This window comes from Streptomyces sp. AK02-01A (genome assembly GCF_033795305.1).
GTDB lineage: Bacteria > Actinomycetota > Actinomycetes > Streptomycetales > Streptomycetaceae > Streptomyces.
The window spans coordinates 58,800-78,344 of the sequence record NZ_JARBAE010000036.1 but is presented as its reverse complement, the minus strand read 5'-3'; the positions used below and the strand labels follow the sequence as shown (position 1 = coordinate 78,344).

The window sequence follows — 19,545 nt, the reverse complement described above, 5'->3', positions numbered from 1 at the left end:
TCGCAGTTCGCTCTTCGAGCGGGAGACCGTCGAGCGGTTCGGCGCCCATCTGCTGCGCGCGATGCGATTCCTGGCCGGCCATCCGCACCGGCCGGTGCGCGCGGTCGAGTTGCTCGGCGAGGACGAGCGCGCTCTCGTCCTGGGCCAATTCAATGACACGGCCCGCCCGTATCCGGACAGCACACCGATCCATCAGCTCTTCGCCGATCAGGTACGCCGTACGCCCGATGCCACCGCTCTGAGCTGGCGCCGGACGAATATGACGTACCGTCAATTGTCCGAGCTGGCCGGCCGGCTGGCGGCGGCGCTGTACGCCGCCGGTGTGCGGACCGGCGACCGGGTGGCGCTGCGCACCGAACGCACACCGGACTTTGTCGTCGGAGCGCTCGCCATCCTCATGGCGGGCGGTGGCTATCTGCCGGTGGAACCGGGCTATCCGCGCGAACGCACCGAGCTCTTGCTGGCCGACTCCGGAGTCGGAGTCCTGGTCACGGCGCCCGGACTCACCGGTGACTTCGCGTTCGACGGTACGGTCGTGGCCACCGATGCGCAGGCCACCGATGCGCAGGCCACCGGCGCGCCGCTCGAATCCGCCGGCTCGGCCGACGATCTCGCGTATGTCTGCTACACCTCGGGAACGACCGGCAAGCCCAAGGGCGTCGAGGTCACACACCGCAATGTGGTGCGCCTGGTGAAAGGCGCGGAGTACGCCGACTTAGGTCCCGACACCACGATTCTGCCGACCGGCTCCATCGTCTTCGACGCCAACACCTTCGAGATATGGGGAGCGCTGCTCAACGGCGGAAGCCTGCGGCTGGTGGACAACGACACCGTCCTCAGTGCTCGCCGGCTGAGCGCCGAACTGACCGCGCACCGTGTCACCACGATGTGGCTGACCTCGGCGCTCTTCAACCAACTGGCCGAACAGGACGCGAGCACGTTCCGTCCGCTGCGCCAGCTCCTCGTCGGAGGCGACGCGCTGTCCGCTCCGCACGTGGCCAAGGTGATGGCCGCCTGCCCCGGACTGACACTCGTCAACGGATACGGCCCGACGGAGAACACCACCTTCTCCGTCACGCACCGCCTCACCGCCGCCGATCTCGACCGCATTCCGATCGGCAGGCCCATCTCCAACTCGCGCGCGTACATCCTCGACGAGGACGACCGGCTGAGCCCGATCGGTGTGCCCGGCGAACTCTGCCTGGGCGGCGCCGGTGTGGCGCGCGGCTATCTGGGCCGGGCCGATCTCACCGCGGAACGGTTCGCGGCCGACCCGTTCGTACCGGGCGGACGTATGTACCGCAGCGGTGACCTCGCGCGCTGGCGGCCGGACGGTGTCATCGAATTCCTCGGACGGCGCGACCACCAGGTCAAGGTGCGCGGATTCCGTGTGGAGCCCGCCGAGATCGAGAAGGCCATGCTCGGCCACCCGGACATCACCGAGGCCCTGGTCATGGCGCGTTCCCGGCACGGCCGCGCCGACAAATTCCTGTGCGGCTACTACGTCTCCAGGCGGGAGGTGACCGCCGACGAGCTGCGCTCCCGGCTGGCGCTCACACTGCCCGGCCATATGGTCCCGTCCTATCTGACCGAACTGCCCGAGCTTCCGCTCAATCACAACGGCAAGGTCGACCGCGGCCGGCTGCCCGATCCCGACGGCGCGCGACTGGCCGCCGGAGCGGAGTTCCGGGCGCCCACCGGCGAGAGCGAGCGGATACTGGTCGAGCTGACCGAGCGGGCCCTGGGCCTGAGCGGTATCGGGGTCCGGCACGATCTGCGCGACCTGGGAGCAGACTCGCTCACCGCGACCCTGATCGCGGCGGGCGTGGAGACACGGCTCGGCCGGCGCTGCCCCGTCAGCGCCGTACTGCGCGCCGGCACCCTGGAAGCGCTGGCGCGACTGCTGGACACCCTCGGCCCCGCCGCGGGACCCGAGATCGAGGCCGCTCCCGAGCTGCCCAGCTATCCGCTGACACCACAACAACGCCAGGTCTACTTCGAGCAGCTCAAGGACGAGAAGGCCGTGCACTACAACGTGCCGGTCACGCTCGACCTGCCCGCGGACACCGATCCGCGACGGCTCGCGAAAGCCCTCGGCGAACTCACCGCGCGGCATGACGCGCTGCGCACCCGCTTTGTGATCGAGGGCGCCGAAGTCCGGCAGCTCATCGAGCCGGAGGTGCCGCTGCCACTGCGTGTCCTGGACGGACCGCCGCCGGCCGTCGAGGAGTTCGTCAGGCCCTTCGACCTGGCACGGGCTCCGCTGTGGCGCGCGGAACTGCACCGCACCGGAACCGGCTGCCGGCTCCGCGTGGACCTGCACCACATCGTCGTCGACGGCTTCTCGCTCGTCACACTGTTCGAAGATCTCGCGGAACTCTACGCGGGTCACTCACCGGAGCCGCCCGCCGTCCAGTACCGCGACTACGCGGTATGGCTGACCGGCCCGGCCGGACAGGCACTGCGGGACGGACAGGCGGCCTACTGGCGCGAGGCGTTCGCGGAGCCGGTCGTGCCGGCCGATCTGCCGACCGACTTCGAGCGGCCCGCGATGCGCGCACTGGACGGCGCCACCGTGGAGTTCGACCTCGGCCCGGCCCGTGCCGAGGCCCTGCGGCGGCTCGCCCGCGGCCAGGACGTCACACTCTTCGCGGTCCTGGCCTCGGCATACCACGTACTGCTGTCCGCGCTGAAGGGCACCACCGATGTCACCGTCGGCACACCGGTGTCCGGGCGGACCGTCTCCGGTGTGCACAGGACGCTGGGCATGTTCGCCAACACCGTCTGTCTGCGCAACACCGTGGACCCGCGCGCGTCCTTCAGCGAGCTGCTGCGGGAGGTGGGCCGGAACGCCGAGGACGCCTTCGCCCACCAGGACTTCCCGTTCGAGGAGCTGGTGGCGCTGGCCGCTCCCGACCGCGACTACAGCCGGACCCCGCTCTTCGACGCGCTCATCGCGCTGCACAGCGGGCGCTATCTGTCGGTGGACCTCGGCGGCAGCCGGGTGCCGCTGCGCCTGGAGCCCAACGGACAGGCCGTGTTCGACCTGAACACGCAGATCTACGAGGTCTCCGGCACGCTGCGGGTGAGCTGGCAGTACGCCGCGGGGCTGCTGCTCCGTACGACGGTCGAGTCCTGGCGCGACGCCTTCGTGGCACTGCTCGACGCGGTGGCCGCGGACCCGTCCGCCGAGGTGGGTGCGCTGCTCGCGGCGCACGGACCCGCGCCCGCTCCCGCGCCCGAACCCGTGTCCGGCTTCGACTTCAATCTCTGATCCCCAGCCGCCGATTCACACTCTCATCTCTCACATCACTGATCTCTGATCTGTCTTTGCCATGCAACGCTATGCGGGAGAGAACCATGCATCAGCTTGACCATGCGGCATCAGAATCGCCGCAAGCCGCTTACTGGCGCGCCCAGTTGGCCACGCTCGCGGAGGGATCCGGATTCCTTTCCGACTTCAGAGCGCCGGCCGGTTCCGCGCCGGTCACGGACACCCATGTCGTCACCCTCGCACCGGAACTGACGAAGCGGCTCGACGAGATCAGCCGCGGACGGCCCGAGATGCTCCATGTGGTCCTCACCGCCGCACTGGCCGCGCTGCTCGGCCGCTACACCCGGCAGGACGAGGTGGCACTCGCCCAGCCGACCAGAGGCGCGTCCGCCGAGCACGCCGGCGGACCACTGCTGCTGCGTGTGGAGCCCACCGGCACGCTGCGGGAACTGCTGGGACGGGTCGCCAAGGCCATTGAGGAGGCCGAACGGCACCAGGACTTCCCGGTGGCGCGGCTCGCCGAAGAGCTGGGCCGCACCGACGCCTTCGATGTGTGCGTCGAGCTGTCGGAGCTGCACGATCCCGGATATACGACACCGGCGGGCACCAGGTTCAGCGTCGCCCGCGAGGACGAGTCCCTCACCGTCACTCTCGCGTACGACTCGGCCCGCTTCTCGGCGGCTTCCGTGGAACGGATCGGCGCGCACTACGCGCTGCTGCTCACCGGCGCCGTGGACGCGCCGGACAGTGACGTGTCCGCCGTCGATCTGCGTACCGACGAGGACGAGCGGATCGTCTCGGCCGCCAACTCCACCGCCAGGGACTTCGACCGGGACGCCACTCTCCACGGCCTCTTCGCCGCGGGCGCGGCCCTGCGGCCGGACGCGCCCGCCGTACTCGACGGCGACCGGACCATGAGCTACGGCGAGCTCGACGCGCGCTCCAACCAGCTCGCGCGTGTGCTGCGCGGACGCGGCGTCGGCCCGGACTCGGTCGTCGCGCTGCTGGCCGAACGGTCGCCCGAGATGATGGTGGCGCTCTTCGCCGTACTGAAGGCCGGCGGCGCCTATCTGCCCATCGACCCGTCGTATCCGCAGGCCCGGGTGGACTATCTGCTCGCCGACAGCGGCGCCCGACTCGCCCTGACCCAGGCGAAGTTCAGCGCGCTGCTCGGTGACACTCCGGGACTCGACCTGGACGACCCGGCGTCCTACGCCGAGGACAGCGGTCCGCTGGAGCCGGCCGGCGGCGCCGGAGACATCGCGTACGTCATCTACACCTCGGGCTCGACCGGCCGTCCCAAGGGCGTTCTGGTGGAGCACCGCAGTGTGGTCAACCGGCTGGCCTGGATGCAGAACAGCTATCCGATCGGCCCCGGCGACGTGGTCCTCCAGAAGACCTCCATCTCCTTCGACGTCTCCGTCTGGGAGCTGTTCTGGTGGTCCTTCACCGGCGCGGCCCTGGCCCTGCTGGAGCCGGGCGGCGAGAAGGACCCGAACGCGCTGCTCGCCGCGGTCGAGCGGCACGGCGTCTCCACACTGCACTTCGTGCCGTCCATGCTCAATATGTTCCTCGGCCACCTCGACCGGTTCGCCACCGGCGCGGAGACAAACACACTGCGGCAGGTCTTCGCCAGCGGCGAGGCCCTCGCCCCGGGCCAGGCGGCGAAGTTCGAGCAACTCGTCCCGGACGCCCGGCTGATCAACCTGTACGGACCCACCGAGGGCACCGTCGACGTCACTCATCAGCCCGTGCGGGGCCTCGGCGGATCGGCCCGGCTGCCGATCGGCCGGCCGATCGACAACATCCGGCTGTATGTGACGGACGGCGCGGGACACCAGAGCCCGGTCGGCATCCCCGGCGAGCTCAGGATCGCGGGCGCGGGCGTGGCCCGCGGCTATCTGGGCCGTCCGGAACTGACCGCGGAGAAGTTCGTGGACGGCGCGTCCGTCGGCGAGGAGCGGCTCTACCGGACCGGCGACCTCGCCCGCTGGCTGCCCGACGGCACGCTGGACTACCTCGGCCGGATCGACCTCCAGGTCAAGGTCCGCGGATTCCGTGTCGAGCCCGGCGAGATCGAGGAGCGGCTGCGCTCCCACGACGGCGTGCGGGACGCCGCGGTCGTCGCCGTGGACGACGGCTGGCAGACCTCGCTGCGCGGATTCGTCGTACCCGCCGGGGAGAGCGGCGGCGCGCGCGAGGCCGACCTCAAGAACCATCTGCGGGAATCCCTGCCCGAGTACATGGTGCCCGGCCGGATCCTGCCGGTCGACGCCCTGCCGCTCACTCCCAACGGCAAGCTGGACCGCGCCGCGCTGCGCGGTCCCGACGCGCTGCGCAAGAAGGCGCCGTCGCACGTCGAGCCGCGCAACGAGCGCGAGAAGATCCTGGCGACGATCTGGCGGGAGGTGCTGGGCCGCGAGAAGATCGGCGTCCACGACAACTTCTTCGCGCTCGGCGGCAACTCCATCCACTTCGTCTCCGTCCTGGCGAAGTCCCGTGCCGCCGGACTGGACTTCACCTTCCAGCAGCTCTTCAAGCACCAGACCGTCGCGCTGCTCACCGAGAGCCTCGGCGAGCGGACCGCTCCGGCGGAGGCCGATGTCGCCGCACGCGGTGGATTCCAGCCGTTCGAGCTGATCTCGGACGAGGACCGCGCGCTGCTGCCCGAGGACGCGGAGGACGCCTATCCGCTGTCCATGCTCCAGGCCGGGCTGATCTTCCAGACGGAGATCACCGGCGGCCTCGGCCAGTACCACGACGTGCTCAGCTACTCGATCAGCGGCACGTTCGACACGGAGGCGTTCACCGAGGCGGTCCGGCTGCTGACACTGCGGCATCCGATGCTGCGCACCACCTACCACCTCACCGGATTCAGCGAGTTCCTCCAGATCGTCCACCGCGAGGTGCGGCCGCCGCTGACGGTCGCGGATCTGCGCCATCTCGACGACCGGGGCCAACAGCTCTGGCACGAGGAGTGGCTGGCCGGAGAGAAGGCCAGACGGTTCGTGTGGGAGCAGGGCGAGCTGGTCACACTGCATGTGCAGGTGCTGAGCGACGACCTGTACCGGTACACGGTCAGCCAGCACAACTCCGCGCTGGACGGCTGGAGCATCAGCCTGCTGCACACCCAGCTCTTCGAGCTGTACCACCAGGTCCGTGAGGGACAGGACACCACGGCCGAGCCGGTGGACAACCACCTCAGGAACTTCGTCGGCCTGGAGGGCGAAGCCCTGCGCTCGCCGCAGTCGCGGGACTTCTGGCTGAAGGTGATGGAGGACGCCCAGCCGGCCGATGTGCCGCCGAAGGCGGACGCCCGGCCCACGGACGACTTCAAGGTCGTCCTGCGGGACGTGCCGCTGCCGGCCGGGCTCACCGAGCGCATCGAAGCGACCGCGGACGCGCTCTCCGTACCCTTCAAGGACGTCCTGCTGGCCGCCCATATGAAGGTCCTCGGCCTGGTGTCGGGGCAGCGTACGGTGATGACCGGCTACGAGCACAGCGGCCGGCCGGAACTGCCCGGCGCGGAGACCACTCTCGGTCTGCACCTCAACTCGGTGCCGTTCCAGGTGGACCTGGCGGGCGGCACCTGGGGCGACCTGATCAAGCGGGTGTACGGCGCGGAACACGATCTGCTGCCGCACCGCCGCTATCCGATGGCGCGGATGAAGCAGGACCTCGGCACACAGCGGACGCTGTTCGAGACCACCTTCAACTTCACGCACTTCTATCTGCTGAAGAACCTCAAGCAGCTTCCCGAGTTCTCGATGATGGACATGCGGGTCGACTCGGAGACGGAGTTCCCGTTCCGTACGGAGTTCTCCCGGCACTTCTCCGACGACGAGATCCAGCTCTGCCTGCACTACCACACGCATCTGTACGACGAGGCCCAGATCGACCGGATCGGCGGCTACTTCGTCCAGGTGCTGGAACTCATGACCAGCGAGACGAACGCCCTCCACGAGGCGCGCGGGCTGCTGGCCGACGAGGACCTGGCGCTGCTGCGCGCCGCCGCCACCGGTCCGGTGACGGAGACCGTGACGGCCGCGCCGGCCGGAGCGGCGGTGACGGCTTCGCAGTCGACCGTCGACCGGATCACCGAGGCGTGGGAGCGGGTGCTGGGGCTGCCGGCCGAGGAGATCGGCGCGACCGGCGACTTCTTCGCACTCGGCGGCAACTCCCTCTCCGCGCTGCGGGTCGTCCTGGAGCTCGACGGTCTGGTCACGCTCAGCGATCTGACCCGCAAGCCGCGCCTGGACGAGCTCGCCGTACTGGTGGAGCGGCAGCAGCGAGGGACCGAGGAGCGGGAGGAGGTGCTGCAGTTGCTGTCCAGCAGCGCCTCCGGCGCCCGCGCCGCCGTCATCTGCGTGCCCTATCCGTGCGGCCATCCGGTCAACTTCAAGCCGCTCGCCGACGAGCTGGAGAAGCTCACCACCGACCTCGTCGTGTACGGCGTCGAGCAGCCGGGCCACAATCCCAGCCGGCCCGGCGAGTTCGCCGGTGTCGTCGAGACGGTGCTCCGCGTGGTCGACGAGATCGAGCGGAAGGCCGATCTGCCGCTGATCCTCTGGGGCCACTGCGGCGGAGCGGCGGTGACCGTGGAGCTGGCCCGGGTGCTGGAGAAACAGGGCTTCGACCTGCGGCACGTGTTCATCGGTTCCAAGCTGCTGGTGCCCGTCGAGGACATGCGGGAGAGTATCGAGCTGATCGACGGCTGGAACGACCAGCAGATCATCGACTACATGGTCGAGGAGACCGGCTACACGGAGCTGGAGGGGATGGACAGCCAGCACACGTCGTTCATGGGCGACATCTTCCGGCACGACGTCTGCAACGGCTACCGCTACTTCATCGAGCTCTCCCAGGAGCGGCCCGACTGGAAGATCGAAGCGCCGTTCACGGCGGTCGTGGCGGCCGACGACAAGGGCCTGGTGGACGCCGTCGACGAGTACCGGGCCTGGGACATGGTCGCCTCGGACGTCCGCTTCCACCAACTGGAGAGCGGCGGCCACTACTTCGTGCGGGGCAATCCCGCCACCACCGGTGAACTGATCGAGCGGGCCTGGACGTCCGCGGACGAGCTGGAGAGCTGACATGCGACAGATTCCCGTGCTGTGCTTCCCGTTCGCGGGCGCCGGAGCCTCGGCGTTCCGCAGGTGCCAGGAGTACGGCAGCGACACCGTGCTCATCAGCCCCGTCCAGCTTCCCGGCCGTGAGGAGCGGTTCGGCGAACCGCTGTACACCGATGTGGTCGCCGCCGTGGACGATCTGCTGCCGACCGTGCTCGACCAGATCGCGGGCAGCCCGGTGGTGGCCCTCTTCGGACACAGCCTCGGCGCCGTCATGGCGTACGAGATGGCTCACCGCATCAACGGCCTCGGCATGCCGCGGGTGGTCAGACTGTTCGTCAGCGGCTCACCGGGACCGTGGACCCAGCGTGAGTCACGCGCCACCGGCCTGACCGACGACGGCTTCCTGGAGCAGGTGCGCGAGTTCGCCGGATACACCCACCCGGCGCTGGAACACCCGGAGTTGCGCGAGATGCTGCTGCCCACCCTGCGCGCGGACGTGGAGATGCACGAGAACTACCGGGCGCCGTCCGAGAAGCCGCTGCCGGTGCCGATCGTCTCCATCCGCGGCGCCGACGACGAGCTGGTCTCCCGTGCCCAGGCGGCCGAGTGGGAAAGCGCCACCTCGGCCGGCTGCCGGCAGGCGGAGGTGCCGGGAGGACACATGTACGTCACCGACTCGCCCGGCGAGCTGGTGCGCCTGATGGACGAGGAACTGGCGGCACAGGGAGCGGGGCGTTGAGCCCCGTCATCTCCGCGGACCGTGCCGCGGACACCACCGGGCTGACCGGGAAGGCCGCGCTGATCACGGGCGCCGCGCGGGGCATCGGCCGGGCGTGCGCCCTCGCGTACGCCCGTGCCGGGGCCGATCTGCTGCTCACCGACATCGGCCACGACCTGGACGGCGTGCCGTACCCGCTCGGCACGCCCGGCCAGCTCGCCCACACCGCCCGGCTGTGCCGGGAGGAGAACGACCGGATCACGGTGGTGACCGCCGAGGCCGACGTACGGGACCTGGCCGCGGTGAACCAGGTGGTCAGGACCGCCGTCGACCGGTTCGGCCGGATCGACATCCTGCTCAGCGGCGCGGGCATCGCCGCGCCCTCCGGCAAGACGGTGCATGACATCGATCCCGGCGAATGGGATCTGATGCTCGATGTCGATGTGTCCGGCGCCTGGCGGATGATCAAGGCCGTGGGCAAGGTGATGACCCATCAGCGCTCCGGCAGCATCATCAATGTGGCGTCCACCGCCGGACTGGTCGGTTACCGGCACTTCGCCGGCTATGTCACCGCGAAGCACGCGCTGGTGGGGCTGACCAAGGCGGCGGCGCTGGACCTCGCGCCGTTCCAGGTACGGGTCAACGCGCTGTGCCCGGGATCCGTACGGGACGACGAGGCCGCCGAGGGACGGATGCTGACCGAGATCGCGCGGTCGCTCGCCGTTCCCGTCGAGGAGCACGAGGAGACCTTTGTGGCGGCCCAGCCCATGAACCGGCTGATCGAGCCGGAGGATGTCGCGGGAGCGGCGGTCTGGCTCGGTTCGGACGGATCCCGCCAGGTGACCGGCAGCACCGTCACCGTCGACGGAGGGTTCACCAGCCGGTGATGGACATTGAGGAGGGAACACCGATGAATGAGGCCGGCCTGCTGTGCCAGGCGCTCGCGGTGCGGGTGCACACCGGCGCCGATCCGGAGTGGCTCGGCCGCAATCTCGACCGTGCCACCGCCGGGAGCCCGAACGCCGGAACCAGACTCTGGATCGAGGATGTCGCCGAGGGCCCCGACTCCGCGGCCGCCGCGCGCCAGCGGTCGCGGGAGCTGTCCCGGCCGGTCGACCCGGAGACCGGCCCAGGACTGCGGGTGGTGCTGCTGCGCTACCGCGACGGCGCCGCCGACCTGATCATGGTCGTCCATCGCGCGTCGGTACCGGATCCGCACACGCTGCTCGGCGCGCTGCTCATCGATCCCGAGCCGCTCCGCACGGAGCCGGCGGAGACCGGTGAACGGCTGCGGGCCGGGCTGGACCGGCTGGACCGGACGGCGGCGCCGGACTGGGGACTGGGCGAGCCGGGCCGGTCCACCGTGGGCCGGTACGACTTCACCGCTCCGGCCGCGCGCGAGGGCCGCGCGCAGATCACCTCGGCGGCGGCGCTCGGCCTGGTGCTGGCCCGCTGCACCGGCGCGGCCGATGTGGTGCTGGGCGTGGACGCCGAACACAGCCTGGCCTTCAGCGCCGACGAGCGACTGACCGTCTCCGCCTATCTGGACGGAGTGCTGCGGGCCACCGCCGCACCGGTGCCCGGCCTCGAACCGGTCGTCGGACTGGTCGTCACCGAGCCGGCCGAGGTGGTCACCGGTACGGGTGTGAAGGCGGAAGTCCTGGAGCACAGGCCGTTCCTCGCGCCCGTCCATCCGCTGTCGGTCCATGTCGCCGACGACGGCGCCGCCGGGCTCGTCGGCACGAGCCGGTACCGGCACAGCGTCTTCGACGACGAGGTGGTGCGGTGGCTCACCGGGATGCTCGTCACCGCACACGGCGCGCTGACGGCCGCCGACCCGGACGCTCCGCTCGGCTCGCTGGACCTGTTCGACCAGGACCAGCTCCGCCGGCTCGCCGTCATCGGCGGCCTCGGACGCACACCGGACATCCCGAAGGACCGTATCGACCAGGTGATCCGCTCCTGGGCCGAGCGCACTCCGGACGCCACGGCGGTCTCCTTCGAGGACACCCGGCTGACCTACCGCGAGCTGGACGAGCGCGCCGGCCAGGCCGCGCACGCGCTGCGCGCGCTGGGCGTCGGCGCGGGCGACCGGGTGGGCGTGAGCCTCGACCGCTCGCTCGACCTGGTGGTCGTCCTGCTCGCGGTGCTGAAGTCCGGTGCGGCCTATGTGCCGATGGATCCGGCCTATCCGGCCGACCGGCTCTCGTACACGGCCGAGGACGCCGGACTGTCCGTCGTCGTCACCGACTCCGCGGACTTCCCGGCGCTGGACGGCGTACGGACCGTCGGGCCCGGCTCGCTGGCGGCGGGAGAGCGGCCCGCCGTCCCGCCGGAGCCGGCCGGTGACTCCGGCGGCGCCGCCTATGTCATCTACACCTCCGGCTCCACCGGCCGGCCCAAGGGCGTGGTGGTACCGCACCGCAATGTGGCGGGCCTGCTGGCGGCGACGAAGGACGACTTCGGGCTCGGCGAGCGTGATGTGTGGACGCTGTTCCACTCCAGCGCGTTCGACTTCTCGGTCTGGGAGATCTGGGGCTGCCTGATGACAGGCGGGCGGCTGGTCGTGGTGCCCTACTGGGCGTCCCGCGATCCCGAGGAGTTCGCCACGCTGCTCGACACCGAGCAGGTGACCGTGCTGAATCAGACCCCGAGCGCGTTCTCGCAGCTCATGGCCGTCGACCAGGAGAAGCGGGTGAGCGGCTCGGTGCGCCTGGTCGTCTTCGGCGGCGAGCCGCTGGACACCGGGCCGCTGCGGCTCTGGCAGGACCGGCATCCGGACTGGGAATGCCGGCTGGTCAATATGTTCGGCATCACCGAGACCACCGTGCATGTCACCGCGCAGACCGTCACCAGGCGCGAGGCGCTGTCCGGCTCCCGCTCCGTCGGGGCCGCCCTGCCCGGCTGGCACGTGTACGTCCTCGACGGCGCCGGGCGGCCACTGCCGCCCGGTGTGGCCGGAGAGATCTATGTGGGCGGTGTCGGCGTGGCGGGCCAGTACCTCAACCGGCCCGAGCTGACGGAGGAGCGTTTCCTGCCGGATCCGTTCGCACCGGGGCCGATGTACCGCAGCGGCGACCGCGGCCGGCTGCTGCCCGACGGCCGGCTGGAACACCTGGGACGCCTGGACAACCAGGTGAAGCTGCGCGGCTTCCGTATCGAACTGGGCGAGATCCGGGCCCGGCTGCTCGACGCTCCCTCGGTGGTCGCGGCGGCGGTCGTGCTGCGCCAGGATCCGGCCGACGCCGCCGGTGCCCGGCTCGACGGCTATGTCGTGCTCACTCCGGGAAGCGGCGACGCCGAGGAGGTACGCAAGCACGCCGCTCGTTTCCTGCCCGAGCACATGGTGCCGTCGACGGTCACCGTGCTGCCCGCGCTGCCGCTCACGCCCAACGGCAAGGTCGACACGGCCCGGCTGCCGGAGCCGTTGCTGCCGACGCACGCGGACGACACCGGCGACGACACGGTGGAGGACGCCGATGTCGAGTCCCGGCTGAAGTCGGTGTGGGAGAAGGTGTTCGGCTTCCGTATCGGGCTGGACGACGACTTCTTCGACCTGGGTGGCAACTCGCTGCTCGGCGTGCGGCTTTCGGCGGCGGTCAGGGCCGCCGGTCTGCCCGCCTTCCCGCTGAGCGGGCTCTATCTGAATCGCACCGTGCGCTCGCTGGCCGCGACACTCGACGGCGCGAAGGAGCGGACATGACGAGCCGAAGACGGCTGCTGCTGGTCGGAGCGGGCTCCCGGGCCTACCGGGAGTACATGCTGCGGTCGGTCGCCGAGGCGTACGACCTCTGGCTCTTCACCGACCGGGAGCCGGACTGGGAAGGCCCGTATCTCGCCGGGCACACCGTGCTCGACACCACCGATCCCGAGGCCATGGCGGCGGCGGCCGGTCCCGGCAGCGGCCGCGCGCCGTACGACGGCGTCCTCACCTGGGACGACACCCGCGTCGTCCAGACCGCGCGGCTGGCGCGGCTGCTCGGCCTCCCGGGCAGCCCGCCGGAAGCGGTTCTGGCCTGCCGTGACAAGCGGGCCACCCGGGAGGCGCTGGACCGGGCCGGTGTGCCGCAGGCCACGTCGATCCTGGTGACCTCGCTGCGCCAGGCGCGCGCCGCGGCGGCGACGACCGGCTATCCGCTGGTGCTCAAGCCCCGCGCGCTCAACGCCAGCGCCGGCGTGGTCAAGGTCGAGTCGGCGGACCAGCTCGCCGCCCGGTTCCGGGTGGCGCGCGGAGCCACCGCGCCGGGCGCGGTGGAGGTGACGCCCGGTGACGTCCTGGTCGAGGAGTATCTGGACGGCCCCGAGATCAGTGTGGACGCAGCCTGGCACGACGGACGGATGTCGCTCGGCTTCGTGGCCCGCAAGGAGTGCGGATTCCCGCCGTACTTCGAGGAGATCAGCCATCTCGTCGACGGCGAGGATCCGCTGCTGCGGGACCCGGTGGTGGCCGATGTGCTCAGCCGGGCCCATGCCGCGGTCGGCTTCACCACCGGCTGGACGCACACCGAGCTGCGGCTCACCTCCGGCGGACCCAAGGTCGTCGAGATCAACGCCCGGATCGGCGGCGACCGCATCCCGGACGTGGGCCGTCTCGCGCTCGGTGTCGACGCGGCGCTGATCGCCGCGCGGGTCGCCTGCGGGGACAGTCCGGAATTGCGGCCCGCCCACCGCAGGGTCGCCGCGGTGCGGTTTCTCTATCCCGGGGCGGACTGCGTCGCCAGAGGCGTGGTCATCGACGAGAAGGCCCTGCCCGCCTCGGTGGACACCGCGCTCGCCCTCGCTTTGCCGGGGCAGGAACTGCGGCTGCCGCCCGAGGGCCATGTCTCCAGCCGGTACGCCTTGATCACCACCGTCGCCGACTCCAGGGAAGCCTGTCTGGCCGACCTGGCGAAGGCGGCCGGGGCCGTACGTCTGGAGGTACTGCGCCCGCTCTGAGCGCGGGAGAAAGCCCCTGGAGGAGGGGACACGGCGGGCGTCGCGAGCCGGACGACCGCCGTGTCCCCTCCTTCGCGCTGCCGGGACAGCCCGTAGGCCCTGTCTGACACATCCCGCCTGGCCTGCGACGCCTGGCACGCACGCTCACCGCGTTGTCGGAGTCATCCGAGTACGTCCAGTACACGGATGATCCTCCGCCTTGGGATCGCACGCACCAGACGCCGCGGGCCCCGCCCTCCGGGCGGACGGCGCCATGTGTCAGACACGTCCTGGGCCCGACGGCCGCGCGAAAGGAGAATGGATCTCTTTCCGGAGCGCTGGATAGGGTGGGGGATCTGCTCGGGGTTTGCCGCACCGGATGTCGAGTACGGATGTCAGGAGGCGCCGCTTCGGCGGTCCGACCAGGAAGGACGGAGGGGCCTGTGAAGATCCTCATCAGCGCCGACATGGAGGGCGCCACCGGCGTGACCTGGCCGGCCGACGTCCTGCCGGGCACACCGCAGTGGGAACGCTGCCGCGCTCTGTTCACCTCCGACGTGAACGCCGCCGTGCTCGGCTTCTTCGACGGCGGCGCCGACGAGGTACTCGTCAACGAGGCGCACTGGTCCATGCGCAATCTGCTGCTGGAGCGGCTCGACGAGCGCGCCGAGATGCTCACGGGCCGCCACAAGTCGCTGTCCATGGTCGAGGGCGTGCAGCACGGCGATGTCGACGGCATCGCCTTCGTCGGCTATCACACCGGCGCCGGCACGGAGGGCGTACTGGCGCACACCTATCTCGCCAACTCCATCACCGGAGTGTGGCTGAACGGCGCCCGGGCCAGCGAGGGACTGCTCAACGCGCATGTCGTCGCGGAGTACGGCGTCCCCGTGGTGCTGGTCACCGGCGACGACCTGACCTGCGTGGACGCGGACGGCTACGCGCCGGACGCCCGCAAGGTCGCGGTCAAAGACCATGTCTCGCGGTACGCGGCGGTCTGCCGCACTCCGGCCCGTACCGCCGCCGGTATCCGCGCCGCCGCCAAGGAGGCCACGGCGCTCGCCCGGCGGTACACACCGGTCAGCGGTGGCCCCTTCACCGTCGAGCTGGAATTCGACGCGGATCATCTCTCCGCCGCGGCCACGGTCGTCCCCGGGACGGCTCCCAGCGGAGAGCGGCGTGTCGCTTACACCAGCGGGACGATGTATGAGGCCATTCGCACCTTCAAGGCGGTCACCACGATCGTCTCGTCCGCGGTGGAGGAGCAGTATGGCTGACATGACGCCCAGCGAAACGACTGACGCTCTCGATACGGCGGCGCTGGACGAGGTGGTCACCTTCACCTCCGAGCTCATCCGTATCGACACCACCAACCGGGGGAGCGGGGACTGCCGGGAGCGACCCGCGGCCGAATACGTCGCGGAACGGCTCGCCGACGCCGGGATCGAGCCCACCCTCCTGGAACGCACCGAGGGCCGCACCAATGTGGTGGCCAGAATCGAGGGCACCGACCCGTCGGCCGACGCGCTCCTGGTCCACGGCCATCTCGACGTGGTGCCCGCCGAGCCCGCCGACTGGACCCTGCATCCGTTCTCCGGAGAGGTCAGGGACGGCGTGGTGTGGGGCCGCGGCGCGGTCGACATGAAGAACATGGACGCGATGGTCCTGTCAGTCGTACGGGCCTGGGCCAGGGCCGGGATCAGGCCGCGCCGCGACATCGTGATCGCCTACACCGCGGACGAGGAGGCCAGCGCCGCGGACGGCGCCGGTTTCCTCACCGACCGCCATCCCGAGCTGTTCGAGGGATGCACGGAAGGCATCAGCGAGTCGGGCGCCTACTCCTTCCACGCGGGCCCCGGCATGGTCCTCTATCCGATCGGCGCCGGTGAGCGCGGCACGAACTGGCTGAAGCTCACCGCCCACGGCAGGGCCGGCCACGGCTCCAAGGTCAACCGCGCCAACGCGGTCAGCAGACTCGCCGCCGCCATCGCCAGGATCGGCGATCACCGCTGGCCCGTCCGGCTCACTCCGACCGTACGGGCCGCTCTCACCGAACTCGCCGCGCTCCAGGGCATCGAGACGGACGTCGACGCCGAGGACTTCGACGTCGACGGCCTGCTGGGCAAGCTCGGACCGGCCGCCGCGCTGGTCGAGGCGACGGTCCGCAACAGCGCCAACCCGACCGTCCTGGAAGCCGGTTACAAGGTCAATGTGATTCCGGGCCAGGCGACCGCCTATGTCGACGGCCGGACGGTGCCCGGTGGCGAGGAGGAGTTCCGTACCACTCTCGACCAGCTCACCGGACCCGATGTGGAGTGGGAGTTCCACCACCGGGAGATCGCTCTTCAGGCGCCGGTCGACTCGCCGACATTCGCCAAGCTGCGCGCGGCCGTCGAGCACTTCGACCCGGCGGCGCACACCGTGCCCTTCTGTATGTCGGGCGGTACGGACGCCAAGCAGTTCTCCCGGCTCGGCATCACCGGCTACGGCTTCTCGCCGCTGAAGCTGCCTCCCGGCTTCGACTACCAGGCGATCTTCCACGGTGTGGACGAGCGGGTGCCCGTCGAGGCACTGCACTTCGGCGTCCGCGTCCTCGACCACTATCTGCAGTCGGCTTAGGAGAGTTGTCCATGCTGCCCACCGGGCCCTACGGCACGTGGCCGTCACCGATCGACGCCACGCTCGCCGCCTCGCACGACGGCCGTCCCGAATACGCCGGGACGGTCGGTGAGGAGGTGTGGTGGACCGAACCGCGTCCCGCCGAGGCCGGGCGGCGCGCCCTGGTGCGCCGCCGGACCGACGGCAGCGAGGAGTCGGTGCTGCCGGCGCCGTGGAACATCCGCAGCCGGGTGATCGAATACGGCGGTGTGCCGTGGGCCGGCGCCGAGCGCGCCGAGGGCGGCCCGCTCGTCGTCTTCGTGCACTTCCCGGACCAGCGGCTGTACGCGTACGAACCGGACGCCGGCGGCGAGCCCCGCCCGCTCACTCCGGTGTCCGCGACCGGCGGCGGACTGCGCTGGGCCGATCCGCGGATCCAGCAGGACCGCGGCGAAGTCTGGTGCGTACTCGAAGAGTTCACCGGCGAGCGGCCGACCGATGTGCGCCGGGTGATCGCGGCGGTACCGCTCGACGGCTCGGCCGCCGAGGACCGCGCGGCCGTACGGGAACTCTCCGACGACCGGCACCGCTTCGTCACCGGGCCCCGGCTCTCACCGGACGGCCGGCACGCCGCCTGGATCGCCTGGGACCATCCTCATATGCCCTGGGACAGCACGGTGGTGATGCTCGGCGAGGTCATGGAGACCGGGCCCTTCACCGGCGTCAGGGCCGTCGTCGGAGACACCGGTGAATCGGTCGTCCAGGTCGAGTGGGCACCGGACGGCTCGCTGCTCTTCGTCTCCGACCTCGACGACTGGTGGGAGCTGCGGCGCGTGCGCCCGGACGCGCTCACGCGCGGTGTCATCGCGAGCACCGTCCTCTGTCCGGGCCGGCAGGAGGAGTTCGGCGGGCCACTGTGGAAGATCGGCCTCCAGTGGTTCCTGCCGCTGGAGAACGGACTGATCGCCGTCATCCACGGCAAGGGCGCCACCGCGCTCGGCGTACTCGACCCGGAGACCGGCGAACTGGTGGACGCCGCCGGGCCCTGGACCGACTGGGCCGCCGGCCTCGCCGTCCAGGGCACCCGAGTGATCGGTGTCGCGGCCAGTCCGCGCAGCGGGTACGAGGTCGTGGAGCTGGACACCGTCACGGGACGGGCCCGGGTGATCGGCTCGGCACACCACGACCCGGTGGACCCGGCGTACTACCCCGAGCCGCTGGACCGCACCTTCACGGGTCCCGGCGGCCGTGAGATCCATGCCCATGTCTATCCGCCGCACAGCCCCGACCGCGCCGCGCCCGACAACGAACTGCCGCCCTATGTGGTGTGGGCGCACGGCGGGCCCACCGGGCACGCGCCGCTCGTCCTCGATCTGGAGATCGCCTACTTCACCTCGCGCGGCATCGGCGTCGCGGAGGTCAACTACGGCGGCTCCACCGGTTACGGCCGGGCCTACCGCGAGCGGCTTCGCGAGCAGTGGGGCGTGGTGGATGTCGAGGACTGCGCGGCCGTCGCCCGCGCACTGGCCGACGAGGGCACCGCGGACGTGTCGCGGCTCGCCGTGCGCGGCGGCAGCGCCGGCGGCTGGACCACCGCCGCCTCGCTCACCACCACCGACGTCTACGCCTGCGGCACCATCAGCTATCCGATCCTCGATCTGCTGGGCTGGGCCACCGACGAGACACACGACTTCGAGTCCCAGTACCTGGAATCGCTGATCGGACCGCTCGCCGAGGTCCCGGACCGCTACCACGACCGCTCGCCGATGCACCAGGTCGACGGGATCACGGCCCCGTTCCTCCTGCTCCAGGGGCTGGACGACGTGATCTGTCCGCCCGCGCAGTGCGAGCGCTTCCTGGAGCAGGTGGCGAACCGCGGGATTCCGCACGCCTACATCGCCTTCGAGGGCGAGGGCCACGGCTTCCGCAGGGCGGACACCATGATCCGCGCGCTGGAGGCCGAACTCTCCCTCTACGCGCAGACCTTCGGCATCGACCGAACCGATGTTCCACGGCTGGAGCTCAAGAAGTGACCGTCACACCGCTGACCCGGCCGGCGCGACTGCGACCGGGAGCCAAGGTCGCCGTCGTGGCGCCCAGTGGGCCGCTTCCCGAGGAGCGGCTGGAGACGGGCCTGGACATTCTGCGCGGCTGGGACCTGGATCCCGTCGTCGCTCCGCATGTCCTCGACCGCCATCCCGGGTTCCGTTATCTCGCCGGCACCGACCAGGACCGCGCCCGCGACTTCCAGGAGGCGTGGTGCGATCCTTCCGTCTCCGCGGTCCTCTGCGCCCGTGGCGGTTACGGAGTCCAGCGCATGGTCGATCTGCTCGACTGGACCGCGATGCGGGCCGCCGGACCCAAGGTCTTCGTCGGCTACAGCGACATCACCGCGCTGCACGAGGCGTTCGCCGTCCGCATGGGGCTGGCCACGCTGCACGGCCCGATGACCGCCGCTGTCACCTTCCTCAAGGACACGCGAACGCAGGAGTCACTGCGCGCCACGCTCTTCGAACCCGAGTCGGTACGTGTCCTCGGCCTGGACACCGCCCGCCCGCTGGTGCCGGGACGCGCCCGAGGCGTCACGCTCGGCGGCTGTGTCAGCCTGCTCGCCGCCGATCTCGCCACGCCGTACGCACGTCCCTCGGCCGCCGGCGGGCTGCTGCTGATCGAGGACGTCGGCGAGGAACCGTACCGTCTCGACCGCATCCTCACCCAGCTTCTGCGCTCCGGATGGCTGGACGGAGTCGCCGGGATCGGCCTCGGCTCCTGGGCGGAGTGCGGGCCGTACGAGGACGTACGGGCGCTGCTGCTCGACCGGCTCGGCGGACTGGGCGTGCCGGTCGTCGAGGAGCTCGGTTTCGGACACGGCGAGACAACGCTGACCATGCCGCTCGGCGTGCCGGCGGTCCTGGACGGTGAGAGCGCCACGCTCACTCTGGACCTGCCCGCGCTGAGCTGATGGGGCA

10 protein-coding genes are annotated in these 19,545 nt (G+C 70.8%); all 10 read left to right on the top strand.

Features of this window, described 5'->3' with window-relative positions; genetic code table 11:
• Nucleotides 1-3,274, top strand: a 3,274-nt coding sequence (locus PV679_RS27295; RefSeq protein ID WP_319683065.1) for an amino acid adenylation domain-containing protein, incomplete at its 5' end; no start/stop codon positions are given.
• An 86-nt stretch (nt 3,275-3,360) separates the two neighbouring features.
• Nucleotides 3,361-8,367, top strand: coding sequence for a non-ribosomal peptide synthetase (locus tag PV679_RS27290; protein WP_319683064.1), 5,007 nt, complete (start codon nt 3,361-3,363; stop codon nt 8,365-8,367).
• A gap of 1 nt (nt 8,368) precedes the next feature.
• Nucleotides 8,369-9,085 (top strand): thioesterase II family protein, encoded by a 717-nt coding sequence (locus PV679_RS27285; RefSeq protein WP_319683063.1) that lies wholly within the window; start codon nt 8,369-8,371, stop codon nt 9,083-9,085.
• On the top strand, nt 9,082-9,951 hold the full coding sequence (locus tag PV679_RS27280) for an SDR family oxidoreductase (RefSeq protein ID WP_319683062.1): 870 nt from the start codon (nt 9,082-9,084) through the stop codon (nt 9,949-9,951). The genes PV679_RS27285 and PV679_RS27280 overlap by 4 nt, the downstream gene beginning before the upstream one ends.
• A 23-nt stretch (nt 9,952-9,974) precedes the next feature.
• A complete protein-coding gene (locus tag PV679_RS27275) occupies nt 9,975-12,767 on the top strand; it encodes an amino acid adenylation domain-containing protein (RefSeq protein ID WP_319683061.1) in 2,793 nt (930 codons plus the stop codon).
• A complete protein-coding gene (locus tag PV679_RS27270; RefSeq protein ID WP_319683060.1) occupies nt 12,764-13,999 on the top strand; it encodes an ATP-grasp domain-containing protein in 1,236 nt (411 codons plus the stop codon). The genes PV679_RS27275 and PV679_RS27270 overlap by 4 nt, the downstream gene beginning before the upstream one ends.
• A gap of 422 nt (nt 14,000-14,421) precedes the next feature.
• Nucleotides 14,422-15,255: a M55 family metallopeptidase gene (locus PV679_RS27265; RefSeq protein ID WP_319683059.1), complete on the top strand. Its 834-nt coding sequence runs from the start codon at nt 14,422-14,424 to the stop codon at nt 15,253-15,255.
• Between the two features lies 1 nt (nt 15,256).
• A complete protein-coding gene (locus PV679_RS27260) occupies nt 15,257-16,597 on the top strand; it encodes a M20/M25/M40 family metallo-hydrolase (protein WP_416069810.1) in 1,341 nt (446 codons plus the stop codon).
• A gap of 11 nt (nt 16,598-16,608) precedes the next feature.
• A complete protein-coding gene (locus PV679_RS27255) occupies nt 16,609-18,609 on the top strand; it encodes a prolyl oligopeptidase family serine peptidase (RefSeq protein WP_319683057.1) in 2,001 nt (666 codons plus the stop codon).
• Nucleotides 18,606-19,538 carry an LD-carboxypeptidase gene (locus PV679_RS27250; RefSeq protein ID WP_319683056.1) on the top strand — a complete coding sequence of 311 codons (933 nt, stop codon included), beginning with the start codon at nt 18,606-18,608 and terminating at the stop codon, nt 19,536-19,538. Before PV679_RS27255 ends, PV679_RS27250 begins: the two co-directional genes overlap by 4 nt.
• The last annotated feature ends 7 nt before the right edge of the window (nt 19,539-19,545 follow it).

Excerpts from the sequence above, each read along its gene's own strand:
- PV679_RS27285 (WP_319683063.1), top strand. The coding sequence starts at position 8,369 with ATGCGACAGATTCCCGTGCTGTGCTTCCCGTTCGCGGGCGCCGGAGCC.
- PV679_RS27260 (WP_416069810.1), top strand. The coding sequence starts at position 15,257 with ATGACGCCCAGCGAAACGACTGACGCTCTCGATACGGCGGCGCTGGAC.
- PV679_RS27255 (WP_319683057.1), top strand. The coding sequence starts at position 16,609 with ATGCTGCCCACCGGGCCCTACGGCACGTGGCCGTCACCGATCGACGCC.
- PV679_RS27290 (WP_319683064.1), top strand. The coding sequence starts at position 3,361 with ATGCATCAGCTTGACCATGCGGCATCAGAATCGCCGCAAGCCGCTTAC.
- PV679_RS27270 (WP_319683060.1), top strand. The coding sequence starts at position 12,764 with ATGACGAGCCGAAGACGGCTGCTGCTGGTCGGAGCGGGCTCCCGGGCC.
- PV679_RS27275 (WP_319683061.1), top strand. The coding sequence starts at position 9,975 with ATGAATGAGGCCGGCCTGCTGTGCCAGGCGCTCGCGGTGCGGGTGCAC.